This is a genomic window from Paenibacillus campinasensis, from assembly GCF_002272015.1.
Taxonomy (GTDB): Bacteria; Bacillota; Bacilli; order Paenibacillales; family Paenibacillaceae; genus Paenibacillus_AQ; species Paenibacillus_AQ campinasensis.
This window is the reverse complement of sequence record NZ_NPBY01000048.1, coordinates 1-12,404: the sequence shown is the minus strand read 5'-3', so window position 1 is coordinate 12,404 and position 12,404 is coordinate 1. Positions and strand designations below refer to the sequence as shown.

13 protein-coding genes and 1 riboswitch are annotated in these 12,404 nt (G+C 55.2%); of the genes, 3 read left to right on the top strand and 10 right to left on the bottom strand.

The window, feature by feature from the left end; all coding sequences use genetic code 11:
- Positions 1-51: 51 nt before the first annotated feature.
- The gene (locus tag CHH67_RS27080) at positions 52-570 is read left to right on the top strand and encodes a DUF4183 domain-containing protein (protein WP_095266287.1); all 519 of its coding nucleotides are present in this window, start codon (positions 52-54) and stop codon (positions 568-570) included.
- An 89-nt stretch (positions 571-659) separates the two neighbouring features.
- On the opposite strand, the gene CHH67_RS16420 is transcribed toward CHH67_RS27080, so the two are convergent.
- From CHH67_RS16420 to CHH67_RS16385, 7 genes are all read right to left on the bottom strand, one after another.
- Positions 660-1,154, bottom strand: a complete 495-nt coding sequence (locus tag CHH67_RS16420; protein ID WP_244908224.1) for a 2Fe-2S iron-sulfur cluster-binding protein — start codon at positions 1,152-1,154, stop codon at positions 660-662.
- Between the two features lie 64 nt (positions 1,155-1,218).
- A complete protein-coding gene (locus tag CHH67_RS16415) occupies positions 1,219-1,695 on the bottom strand; it encodes a C40 family peptidase (protein WP_095266286.1) in 477 nt (158 codons plus the stop codon).
- Positions 1,696-1,700: 5 nt separating this feature from the next.
- Positions 1,701-1,841: riboswitch (cyclic di-AMP (ydaO/yuaA leader) on the bottom strand.
- Positions 1,842-2,246: 405 nt separating this feature from the next.
- Positions 2,247-2,951, bottom strand: coding sequence for a copper homeostasis protein CutC (locus tag CHH67_RS16410; protein ID WP_095266285.1), 705 nt, complete (start codon positions 2,949-2,951; stop codon positions 2,247-2,249).
- Positions 2,952-2,959: 8 nt separating this feature from the next.
- The gene (locus CHH67_RS16405; protein ID WP_095266284.1) at positions 2,960-4,441 is read right to left on the bottom strand and encodes a M17 family metallopeptidase; all 1,482 of its coding nucleotides are present in this window, start codon (positions 4,439-4,441) and stop codon (positions 2,960-2,962) included.
- A gap of 26 nt (positions 4,442-4,467) precedes the next feature.
- On the bottom strand, positions 4,468-5,475 hold the full coding sequence (locus CHH67_RS16400; RefSeq protein WP_095266283.1) for an asparaginase: 1,008 nt from the start codon (positions 5,473-5,475) through the stop codon (positions 4,468-4,470).
- A 25-nt stretch (positions 5,476-5,500) separates the two neighbouring features.
- Positions 5,501-6,664, bottom strand: a complete 1,164-nt coding sequence (locus CHH67_RS16395) for an ROK family transcriptional regulator (RefSeq protein WP_244908223.1) — start codon at positions 6,662-6,664, stop codon at positions 5,501-5,503.
- Positions 6,665-7,146: 482 nt separating this feature from the next.
- Entirely contained in the window at positions 7,147-7,383 is a 237-nt protein-coding gene (locus tag CHH67_RS16385; protein ID WP_095266280.1) for a ferredoxin family protein, read from the bottom strand.
- A gap of 264 nt (positions 7,384-7,647) precedes the next feature.
- Between CHH67_RS16385 and CHH67_RS16380 the strand changes: the two genes are divergently transcribed.
- Positions 7,648-8,292 carry a helix-turn-helix transcriptional regulator gene (locus CHH67_RS16380; RefSeq protein WP_095266312.1) on the top strand — a complete coding sequence of 215 codons (645 nt, stop codon included), beginning with the start codon at positions 7,648-7,650 and terminating at the stop codon, positions 8,290-8,292.
- A 123-nt stretch (positions 8,293-8,415) separates the two neighbouring features.
- Here CHH67_RS16380 and CHH67_RS16375 read toward each other — a convergent pair whose 3' ends face one another.
- Positions 8,416-9,516: a PQQ-dependent sugar dehydrogenase gene (locus tag CHH67_RS16375; RefSeq protein ID WP_095266311.1), complete on the bottom strand. Its 1,101-nt coding sequence runs from the start codon at positions 9,514-9,516 to the stop codon at positions 8,416-8,418.
- Positions 9,517-9,550: 34 nt separating this feature from the next.
- Positions 9,551-11,065 carry a UDP-N-acetylmuramoyl-L-alanyl-D-glutamate--2,6-diaminopimelate ligase gene (locus CHH67_RS16370; protein WP_095266279.1) on the bottom strand — a complete coding sequence of 505 codons (1,515 nt, stop codon included), beginning with the start codon at positions 11,063-11,065 and terminating at the stop codon, positions 9,551-9,553.
- Between the two features lie 261 nt (positions 11,066-11,326).
- Here CHH67_RS16370 and CHH67_RS16365 point away from each other — a divergent pair, with 261 nt between their 5' ends.
- Entirely contained in the window at positions 11,327-12,187 is an 861-nt protein-coding gene (locus CHH67_RS16365; RefSeq protein WP_095266278.1) for an SDR family oxidoreductase, read from the top strand.
- 57 nt (positions 12,188-12,244) lie between these two features.
- On the opposite strand, the gene CHH67_RS16360 is transcribed toward CHH67_RS16365, so the two are convergent.
- On the bottom strand, positions 12,245-12,404 hold a 160-nt coding region (locus CHH67_RS16360; protein ID WP_179292148.1), incomplete at its 5' end, for an LUD domain-containing protein.

Below are 12,404 nucleotides of genomic sequence, written 5' to 3'. Positions count from 1 at the left end.
CGCACAGAATGGAGAACTCTCGGATCTGCCGGGCCTCCGGGAGCCGCAGGCATGCCAGGCCTATCCGGTCCTCCCGGTCAGCCCGGTGCTCCCGGCAATCAGGGAGATGCCGGCTGGCCGGGACCACCAGGACAGCCAGGCGGACCGGGTTCTCCCGGAGCGCTGGGTCCTCCAGGACTGCCAGGCCCTCAGGGACCGCCAGGACCGCCAGGACCCCCAGGTCCGCAAGGGCCTCAGGGAATACCAGGCTCCGCCCTCATCCCTCAGATCGTTGTTTTGCCCATGCTGGAGCGGTACTTCTATACCACCGCAGCGCCGGTTCCGCTGGACCCGCCGCTCGTGATCAATGCCGGTCAATTCACGGACAATAGCGGAGCGCCGGTCACCAGTATTATGGACGTGACTCCCAGCGGGTACTCGCGGTTATACATCAACGGAATCGTTCAGGAGGCGGCCATCTATTCTGTTACAAGCACCGCACTCACCATCTCCTCCCCAGGCGACCTCCTGCAAGCCGGCACCCCAGTGCTGCTGGAGGTGCTCCGGTTTGATGCAGCAGTTCTGCCATGATCGGCCCGGCTTCTATAAACAAAAACAGCAAGGGAGAACCAGATGCCGCATCCGCTTCTCCCTTGCTTCAGCCCATGTTCTACCGCTGCTCAAAAATAAGGTGCATGCTTAATGATCACAGCACCGGTGGAGGCAAGCTTGCTCTGGCACCCAAGCCGGTAGCCTTCATCAATCTCCTCCGGATCAAGCCTGCGCTCCTCCGCCAGGTTCGGTTCAGATAAATGCTCGGCTCCCTCGATGACTAGACAACGGCAACGCGCACAAGTTCCCCGCTTGCAGAAGGAATTCCAATCCACTTCATTCCTCTCTGCCAATTCCAGAATCGTCAGGCCGGTGACCGGTACAACCTTGCGCTGAACATTGCGGCCCCGCAGTTCGACGATTGCCTCGCCTACCGGCTGCGCCGTTTCCCCAGCCTCCTTAGACTCAGGTTCGCTTGTCTTCCCTGCTTCATCCCCTTTGATCCATTTCCTCCACCACTTGATCAATGCGCTCCCTCCCTGCTGTTCTTCCCAATGGTTGCTCTCTGCTTCCACTTCCTGCTTCTTATTATAACCTGTCCTCTTGATTATGAAATCTGCCAACAGGAAAGGACCGGCTAACATATCTTCGCCGGTCCTTCTATGTCACAATTCATATGTAGACGAATTAGCTTGCCACACCCACCAGCTTCGCATAACTTTCCTGATCCAGCACGCGCCGAGCCGTTACGTAGCGGGTCTGATAATAGGATTCGGTCAGTTTGCTGATTCTGACCCCTTTGCTGCTGGAAGCATGTACAAATTGTCCATCTCCGATATAAACGCCTGCATGGGAGATCCCCTTACCGCTTGTGTTGAAAAAGACAAGGTCTCCTACACGCAAATCATCTTTATCGACATGCTCGCCGACTTTGGCTTGGCCTTCAGATGTACGAGGCAAATTCAGATCGAAATTTCTAAATATGTATAATACGAATCCGGAGCAATCAAACCCTTGAGGAGTTGATCCACCCCACTTATAAGGAGTACCCACCAGCTGTTTGACCTCGCGTTGAAAGCTTGGCTGTTCATTCGCAAATGCGGTCATGGCACCAGAAGAAAAAATAATCGCAGACCCTAATAAAGAAATAACCAACTTCTTCAAAAGATACATACTCCCTTCGATGCCTACGGAGTTAGCTAAGGGTTCGGTAGAAGGCTCCCTATATTCCCTTCAATGCAAAGCATGGGAATAATTCACCCGGAATGGTTCCCCCGTTTTCTGCAGACGAAATTCGGCAAAAATTCATTAACGTTTTGTAACCTTCTCTAATATAGTATACAAGCCCGCATAATGTCAATAATATCCTTGGAATTGTCCGACAATTGTTTTATCGTGTCGATTCCACTATAAACGAAGCCCATCGGCCGCCTAATAAAGGTTAAAAAACATGACAATTGTGTTACTCTATGAAACTTTCTTGTTGTTTACAAAAATTCAACTGACTTTTAACTAACCTTTTAATTTCGCCTTTCAAAGGGCCTTTAACCGGGCTAACCAATGAATCAACTTAACCCTGCTAACGATCCTTACACAGCGCAGCGCCCCGTCCTGAATACCCATAATTCAGATTATTTGCAATGGAACAAAGGCCATTCGATACCTTCGAATGGCCTTGTTGCCGTCCTTCTTCCGGGTGCAGCGAAGTCAGATCTTCACTTCGCTGACTCGCGCAGCTGCTGCAGCGCGGCTGCAACCCGTCGCAGCTCTTCAGGGTGAATCGGCGCGAGCGCCGATTGCCCGTAACGAACCGATGTCCCGAAATGCACCTCGGATACGCCCGTCTGCTCAACAAAATCCCGGATCATCGCCCGGCTCAAGCCGCTGCCCGCCAAGATCCGGATATGGCTGTCCTGCGCCGCTTCGACCAGCTGGTGAATTCTCGGAACGGCATCACACGCTTTCGGCTTGCCGCCCGATGTCAGAATGCGCGTAACCGGAGCGTACTGTTTCAGCACCTCCAGCCCCGACATCTGATCCTTCAGCTCATCGAACGCCCGATGAAAAGTAACCTGCAAACTTCCGCTTGCAGCAAGCATCTGCTCCAGTGCGCGTTCGTCAATCATCCCGTCCTCCGTCAGCGCGCCAAGCACGATTCCGGCAGCACCTGTGCTGCGAATCGCCTTGATCTCAGCGACCATCGTCGCGATGTCCCACGCATCGTAGATGAAAGAACGGCTGTGTGGACGAACCATCACATGAACCGGAATCTGAACCGCACGAACAACCTCTTGAACCATACCGATCCCAGGAGTCAGCCCTCCTTCGGTAAAGGCGGTGATCAGCTCCAGCCGGTCTGCGCCACTATGTTCGGCGGTGATCGCGTCCTGGACACAGGTCGCAATGACTTCCAGCAGCATGCCCTTCCTCACCTCCTATCCGAAGCAGGATTCACTTGGGACGGAAACTGCTTCTGTACATAATCCGCCAGCAGCCGGGCACCATATCCGGTCGCCCCGGCCGCCGCGTGAGGATACTCCCGCTTGTACTGAACGGTTCCAGCCATATCGATATGAACCCACTGCATGTCTTCATCCACGAAATGGCGGATGAACAGCGCCGCTGAAATCGCTCCGGCCAGCGGCGAGGCACCGACATTGCGCAGGTCAGCATAATCGCTCCGCAGGTCGGACACATATTCCTCCACGAGCGGCATCGGCCACAGCCGTTCCCCGTTGCGCTCCCCGATCTCAACCAGATCACGCGTGATCTCTTCATCGCCCCATATGCCGGCAAGCTCAAGTCCAAGCGCCGTGCCGATATTGCCTGTAAGCGTTGCAATGTCGATCACTTTGCGAACGCCCATTGCGGCGGCATGAAGCAGCGCATCAGCCAGGATGAGCCGCCCCTCTCCGTCCGTATTCGCCACCTGGACGGTCAGGCCGTTCGGATATCGGATGACCGAAGACGGGAGCATCGCATCCGGCCCTGGCAGATTGTCTGCCACGGCAATGAGGGCGACGGCGTTCACCCGGGCGCGGCTGGATATCAATATATCCATCGCCCCGATTACTGCCGCCGCACCCCCCATGTCCATGCGGGCATCACTGATGTCTCGCCCTGTCTTGACGTTCATGCCGCCCATGTCGAACGTAATCCCTTTGCCGACAAGGGCGATCGGCAGCTCGTCCGGATCGGGTGCATGACGGTATGTAATTTCGATTAAAGCCGGCTCATGCCTGCTGCCTGCCCCGACGGCCAGCAGGCCGTTCATCTGACGCTCTGCCAGTTCCTGGCCACGGTATACCTGGATTTGCACCGGCTGCTCCTTCCAGCGCCCGCATACCAACTCGACAAACGCTTCCGGGTTCAGCAACTCAGGCGAATCATTGACGAGATCGCGCGCGAGCCGGGTCCCCTCCGACCGAACGGCCGCCCTGTGAAGGATGTCTTGAATCTGCTCCCTTGTCAGTTCCGGCCAGTCCTGCAGCCGCAAGTTCAAGGTTGCTTCCGGCTGATACGCCTCCCGTCCGCGATGCTTCGTGAATCGATACAATCCATAGAGCCAGCCTTCCGCCCATGCCTGCAGCTCCTCTTCCGGGGACAAGCCTTTGCCTTCATGTGCCGATCCGCAGCTGGATCGGATCAACTCCGCGCCGGAACGCTGCTCCTTCATCATCGCTCTGACACAGGCAGCGCCTGTCCGGCGCACCTGTTCCCGTGTCGCACGGCTGGCTTCCCCCATGCCGACGGCCAGCCAGTCCTGCTCCCCCGGGTTACGGGCATAAATCCAGGTCAGGGTATGGGGGCGCTTGTTCAGTTCACTGAAGGGAAAAAGATGCGAATCCCCCTCGTATAATGCATAAATTGCTGTGTCCACCGTCTTTCCGGCATCGATCGTAATCCGCATTGCGTGAGCGTCCTCCTTCTCGGTGATCATTTCGCATTCCATTCATAAACAGGCCGGCGATAGCCGACAAGTGTGCCCCCATCATTATAGATCTCGTTAGGCACAACCTCGTACAGCCGGTCGATCGTCGCTTGGTTGGCATACCCGAGCCGCTCCAGAATGGAGCCGATGATACAAGGCCACACCTGCTCTGATCCATCAGACACCTTGAGCGAAATCCCGATGCGCTCACGGCGAAGACCGATGCCGTATACCCCCTTTGCGCCGCCTTTGGCCGTCAAATTCGGATCCTTAAGCAAAGCCGAGCATACGAAGCGGGTATCCGCAATCATATCTGGATACTCGTTCATCAGCCTGGCCATTTTTGCTGCCGCTGCCGCTGTCTCCGCATCCTCAATCCGGTCAGGACAAGCCAGCTTCATATAAGCATACGCAATTTTGTCGAGCGGAATCGCGAAGATCGGCAGCCCGCAGCCATCCACCCCGAGCGATATGGACGACTCGGGAACCTCGGCTATGGCCGCCAGGGTTGCCACAATTTCCTTCTGCAGCGGATGATCCGGCATGTAGTAGGTCTCTTCATCCCATCCCATGTGCTTGCACAATGCGATCAGTCCGCTGTGCTTGCCCGAGCAATTATGGAAGATGCGCCGTTTCGACTCGTGAGCCCGAAGCCGCTCGGCCCGCGCCGCCTCATTAAGCGGATATGCAGGGCCGCAGTACAGATTCTCTTCCACGATCCCCGTCTTGCGCAGAATCGACTCCAGCGCTTCAATATGGAAGGTTTCACCTCGGTGGGAAGCCGCAAACAAGGCGGTCTCCTTGCCAGACAACCCGTACAATTCATCCACCCGTCTCTTCAGCACCGGGATGGCTTGAAACGGCTTCGCCGCCGATCTCAGAAATGTCTGGTGATGCGGATCGCCCGCAGCGTACAGCACCTTTCCATTCTCATCAACCACACTGATCGCGCCATAGTGCACATTTTCCAGCGCCTCACCGCGATACTCCTCTACTAATGGAACAAATCCCATGTCGCATTCCTCCTGCTAACTGTGCTTAATTTAATTGAAAATAGACATTCTGGGCGACCAATCCCGAGCCAATCAGCACGCCATGCCGAGCAAGATCGGAGCGCGAGATGGAAAAGGTGCCGCGAAGGGGCTCCCAGATATATTTTGTACGGCAAAGATCAACCAAAGCCTCATAAATTTCCGGATATGGATCAATCATCTCTCCGCTAACGATCACCCGATCCGGATTATACATGCTGACCACATTGTTCACCGTCATCGCCATATAAACCAGTGCCTGTTCCAGCAAAAAAGAAGCCCAGCGCTTCCCGCTCTGCCACTGCTCAAACAGCTCTCCAAATGTGTCGATCGGCTCCATCTTTCGCGCTTCCGACAGCAGCGAAGGTATGGTGATGAACGTCTGCAGGCAGCCTACATTGCCACAATCACACATCATCCCCTGCGGATTCATCATCATATGCGCGATCTCTCCCGCGCTGTTCGTGGCACCGCGATAAATTTCCCCTCGGCGAATCAAGGCCGAGCCTACGCCATGGCCAAATCCGAGCAGCACGGTCCGGCTCGATCCTTGCGCCGCGCCTCTCAGCTGCTCCGCCAGCCCCTTCAGCTTCAGCTCATTATCCACGACAACCGGAAGACCGGTTGTCTCGGTGATCATCCCGGCAAGCCCGACCTCTCTCCAGCCAAGCTGCACTGACAACCGCACCGTGCCGTCCTCCACATTGACGATGCCTGGAACCCCGATTCCGAGGCCAACGAGACGGCAGCGGTCCAAGCCGCTCGCCTCCACAAGCTCCGTCAGCTTCCCGCCGATGCGGCGGGCCGTCGTTTCGGCAGCTTCTCCCGGTTCTCTGGCAAAGCTGGTGCTTGTCATGACATTGCCCTGGACATCGACGATGCCCAGCATGCCGAATTCGCGATCAATCTGGACCCCTACCGACAGCACGGAATGTTCGCGTAGCCGGATGAGCGTGGACTTTCTTCCCCGTCCGGCCGACGCCTGCTCCTCCATCTCCACCACATAGCCTTCATCGGAAAATTCCGCAATAATTCGGCTTACCGTGGTCGGGCTCATTCCTGTCTGCTTGGCGATTGCTGCTCTGGAGATCGGCTGATGCTGCTTGATGATTTGGAAAACCGTTGACCTGTTTTGCCGCTTCATATCGTCTTGATCAAGCTTCTTCATCATGACATCCCCTAATTCATTTCGTCCATAGAGCCTTACATCATCTGCACTCCCATCAAGCCATAGAAACGATCACTACTTTGGAAAAAAAACATGTCGCTTTCTCTCTATTTATTCTCCAATGACATTAATACTAAGCCCCCTCCAAAAGAGTGTCAATATAGATGACACTTCACTGCAGCCTATTTTTTCAATCTGTCAAATGAAGCGCTTTAATGAAGCCCGGTTGTTTTTAAAACTGTCATTGATCGACAGATCAACTCGGAATGATGCTTTATAATTTAACATATACCTATCATCATCAATTTGAATTATTTTCACCATGTTATAAAAAGCACACACCCACCCCAGTATGGAACGCCCCCTCAAAAAAATAAAAGAATCCTCCATCATCAGACGAAGGATTCTTTCACTCATGGACATCTGTCCTCATCGTGTCTCTTTGCTCTCATTATCCTGTATCTCCGCTTTGCGGCTAACGATCGCTACTTGCTGCTGTAATAATGAACCGCCTTGTCGAAATAATGTTTCTGGTCTTCCGGCAACTCTTCATAGTAGAAAATCGCCGCAACGGGACAAGCGGCTTCACAGGCTCCGCAAGATATGCAAATATCCGTATCGATATAGAACTGGTCGTCTCCTTCCTCGATACAGTCCACCGGACATACATCCACACATTCTCCTGCCTTTTCATCAATGCAGGCCGCACCGATCACATACATCTGATCACCCCTCCCTCATTCTCTCCGCTATAATCGAATGTCCAGCGGTTGGTTAAACAGGTATTCCTCCAGCTTCCTCTGTCCCTGAAGCAGTTTTTATACTACAATATATAAATAGGCGCTAGATTATGACAGCTTGTCTCATCAATTCATGCAAAGTGGCAGATGGCACAGGATATTGCCTTCCTCTACAAACAAACTTACGAACCAGTTCTTATATACGTCTATATGGATCTGTTCAGCCAGATTGAAGGTGGTGATTACATGGAACGGGAAGCAGGTTACAGCACAAGAGAATATATTATGCAAATGTTGAAGGTTGACGGCGAGCTCAGCACCAAGGATATTACAGAACGGCTGGGCATAACAGGCATGGCGGTGCGCCGGCATCTCGAGAGCCTGAAGAACGAAGGCTATATCGAAGCCCGGATCGTCAAGCAGCCGATGGGCAGACCCGTCTCCCTATACAGCCTGACACAAGCAGCGGAGGACTTCTTCCCCCGGAACTATCACGCGCTCGCCCTCGATCTTCTGACTGAACTGGAGCAGGAAGCCGGCGACGAGATGATCTCGCTGCTGTTCGATAAACGAAAGGATTCACTCCGCAAAAAATATGCCGATTCCGTCAGCAGCGAAGAGCTGGAGGAACGGGTATCCGCTCTGGCCCAAATCCAGAACGATAACGGTTATATGGTCGAGTACAAGAAATTGAGCGATGAAGAATATGTCATCGAGGAGCTCAATTGTCCGATCTCCCAAGTGGCCAACCGGTACCAGCATGCGTGCCGGTGCGAGCTGGAGCTGTTCCAGAGCCTGCTTGGCGCCGATGTTGACCGAACCGAGTGTCTGGCCAAAGGCGACAATAAATGCACATACCTCATTCGCCAAAAATCCAACCAGCATGCATAACTTCAGTTATGCCACGAATAAGCCCTGCCTATACGATAGGCAGGGCTTTTCGGTATGCGCCTTTGGGCAAGGGATGGCATGCAGCCGAGCGCCGGGCGGCTCCGGACACCCTCTCCACCTTCGTTAAGGCAGAAGCAGCAATCTGTCATCCGCTTCCCTCGGCACGCCTCGACCGTCTGTATTGTTCGTTAGGACATATACACGCCCGTCCTGAACCTTCACATCCCGCAGACGGCCTTCCTGATCGAGAACGACCTCAAGCTCGCCGCCCTCCGGATCGAAGCGGTACAGCGTCTGCCCCCGCAAGCTGGCTACCAGCAAGCCTTGCTCGTCAAAAGCAGCGCCAGAGGGGGCAATCGCCGTCTCCCCGGTATGATACAGAGGCGGAATCGTTCCCTCCATCGCTTCATCACCGATCACATCCGGCCAGCCATAGTTCGCGCCAGGCATGATCTGGTTAATTTCATCATGGCCGCCAGGATTGCCGGACGGGCCATGCTCGGTGCTGAACAGTTCGCCCTCCGCGTTCCAGGCTAGCCCCTGCGGGTTCCGGTGACCTAAAGAATATACGTAAGAATCCGGCAGCGGATTATCGGCCGGGATTTCCCCGGATAATGACATGCGCAGTATTTTTCCGGCCAGATTCGCTTCATCCTGGGACAATGCGCCGTCACCGGCATCCCCAGTTGCGATGTACAGATGATTATCCGGCCCAAGCGCCATTCTTCCGCCATTGTGGATCTGCGACCCAGGAATGCGTTCAATCAATGCATCCACTTCAGCCCACTGCTCCTCCTGCTGCTCAAGCAGAATCACCCGGTTCAGAATCGCGCCGTCCTGCTCATACGTGTGATAGGCGTAAGCCTGCTTCGTGTCGCCATAATCGGGTGACAGCACGAGCCCGAGAAATCCGCCTTCCCCGACCTCGGTTACAGGCAGCGCCGTCTGCACAGGCAGCCGCTTCATATTCCCGTCGTGCAGCTCCACGACATGGCCTCCCCGCTCGCTGATATAGACCGTCTCCTCATGGAAATCCATCGCCCAGGGCGTCCGCAGATTCTGTGCCAGCACGGTGTACTCCCCCGACGGCTCAGGCTGCGCCGGAGCGGGCTGCTCGGGTACCGGCTGCTCCCCGGATTCCCGCTGACCTGGCGCAGGTGAAGGACCCTCCGTACCGCAGGCGGAGATGATCAGCGCTGCCGACAGCAGGAGTCCTCCTATCATGCGGAATCGACTTGGCATTACAATGCACTCCTTTCTAATGAAAAGGTTTCTCGGAAGATGACATTTCAGCCCCGCTATGGAAGCTTTGTAGTGAGTGTATCACAGCCTCCTCGTCTGTGAACACGTCCACCTCATTGCCTTTCACAAGGCTCGTCTCATGGCCTCTTCCGGTAATGATGACTCTGTCGTGGTCCCCGGCCAGCTCAACCGCCCGGCGGATCGCCTCTTTACGATCTGGAATGACCTGCCAATTCTGATACGCCTGCTCGTTCAGCCCGCTCATCATCTCGGCCAAAATTCGCTCGGGATCTTCATTGTAGGCATTGTCCGAAGTGAAGATTACATAATCGGAATATGCACAGGCTATTCGGGCCATGACCGGCCGTTTCCGGCGGTCCCTCTCCCCCCGGCAGCCAAGAACGCAGATCAGCTTCCCTTGGGTAATCTGCCGCGCCGACTGCAGTACGGCCTTCAGGCCGTCGGGATTATGGGCATAGTCGACCACCACCCCGAAGCTTTTGCCTGTATCCACCTCCTGAAATCGTCCCGGAACACCGGGAAATCGCTCCAGAGCCGAGTGAACCGCATCCAGCGAAACGCCGTCAGCCAGGCAGGCAGCAGCAGCGGCCATCGCATTATAGACGTTATGCTCGCCCGGAACCGGGAGCATAACCGGCCGGCTCCCCCAGGGCGTCACCAGCTTGAAGGCCATGCCTGCCGGGGTAGAGCGGATCGCTTCCGCCATGATATCAGCGCTGTTCCAAATGCCGTAAGTAATGGGCTGCGCAGAGGTGCGCTTCGCATAATAGCGGGAGGCTTCATCATCTGCATTCAGCACCGCCTTTTTCATCAGGTCGCGTTCGCTGTTTCCAAGCTGGGAGAAGAGCAGCTCTTTGGCGTTGCGGTAATTGTCCATCGTGTGGTGAAAATCGAGGTGATCATGCGACAGATTCGTAAACACGACCGTCTGGAAGTCGCAGCCTCTTACCCGCCCCATATCAAGACCGTGGGAGGAAACCTCCAGCACGACGCACTCGCCGCCCTTCTCGGCAACGGAGTGCATATAGCGCTGGAGCTGGATCACATCCGGTGTCGTGTTGACGGTCTTCTCCATTTCATCACCAAACCTCATATACAGCGTGCCGACCATCCCTGTACGAACGCCAGACTCATTCAGGATATGTTCAACCATATGCGCCGTTGTTGTCTTGCCGTTCGTCCCCGTAATGCCGATCAGACGCAGTTTGCCAGACGGATTGCCGTAAAAGGCATTGGCCAAAATAGGCAGCACCCGCCGCGTATCCGGCACGAGGATGACCGTAACTCCCGGATGAACAGCTATCGGCCGCTGGGCCACGATGGCTGCCGCTCCGTTATGTATAGCGTTCTCGGCATAATCATGCCCGTCCACCTGATACCCGGGGATGCAGATGAAGAGCCCGCCAGGGCGAATATTGCGGGAATCCGTATCCAGATTCGTAATTTCCCGTGATACCGGTCCGTATACCGTTTTCAGAAGCAGCCGATCCGTCAATAGCTTCAGATTCATTGTGGGCCCCTCTCTCCTGCTGTAATTAAACAATCATTAGGGATATAGGTTGTAGCGTTTACGAGTCGGTTCCGTTTTAAACAAACTTTACTAAAACCCTAACCGGAAGCACCGTCCTTGAAACAACCCTCAAACTATAGGGTGACTGGAATATCAATCCATGTTAATCTAAAAAAAGTAAACGCTTGCATGTTTTGCGCGAAAGAAGACGAAGGATCAGAAGCTTGACCGTTCATATTAACGTATGGGAGAGGATGGACAATGATACCTTTCAGCGAGGATTTGCTGCAGGACAAAAGCATTCTGATCACCGGCGGGGCTACCGGGCTCGGCCGGGCGATGGGGGAACGATTTGCCCAGCTTGGCGCAAGACTGGCCATATGCGGCCGGCGCAAGGAGGTGCTGGCCGAAACTGCAGATGCGCTGCGGGCGCAAGGCTGCGAGGTGTTCTACGATATATGCGACGTCCGTGACCCCGCGCAAATCAGCGAGCTCGTTGAAGCTGCAGAGCAGCATTACGGCGGGATCGATGTGCTGGTCAACAATGCAGCCGGCAATTTCATCAGCCCGACGGAGCGCCTGTCCCCGCGGGCAGTGGATGCTGTGCTGAATATCGTGCTGCACGGCACCTTCTATGCGACGCTGGAGGTTGGGAAACGATGGATCGAGCAAGGGCGCGGCGGGACGATGCTGAACATCGTGACCACCTATGCCGCCACCGGTTCCGCTTATGTCGTGCCTTCCGCTGCAGCCAAGGCTGGAGTGGTGGCATTGACCCGTTCGCTGGCCGTCGAATGGGCCCGCTATGGCATTCGCCAGGTCGCCATCGCTCCCGGCTCTTTCCCGACGGAAGGGGCAGCCTCCCGCCTGACACCGACAGCTGAGCTGGTGGAGAGCATGGTGAAGCATATCCCGCTCGGGCGCTTTGGTAGTCAGGAGGAGCTCGCCAATCTGGCCGCCTATCTCATCTCCGATTATGCCGCGTATATCAATGGTGAAGTGATCACGATCGATGGCGGCGAATGGCTCCAGGGAGCCGGGCAATTCAACGAGCTGTCCGAGCTTTCTTCTGAGCAGTGGGACCGGCTAGCGGAAGGGCGAAAGCCTAAATCGAAGCCTTAATGAAGTATACCTGCCTGAAAGCGTAAGAAGGCCCGAAGGGGAATCCCCTTCGGGCTGTCAATGCTCTATCGTATCCACCAGTATGGCATATACAATGCCCGGTCCATGAACGCCGATGGTAAGATCATTCTCGATATCGGCAGAGCGGCTCGGGCCGGAGATGAAATGTACGCCGGCGGGCAGCTGCTCCCGCCCCGCTTCATCCAGCCGGACCAGC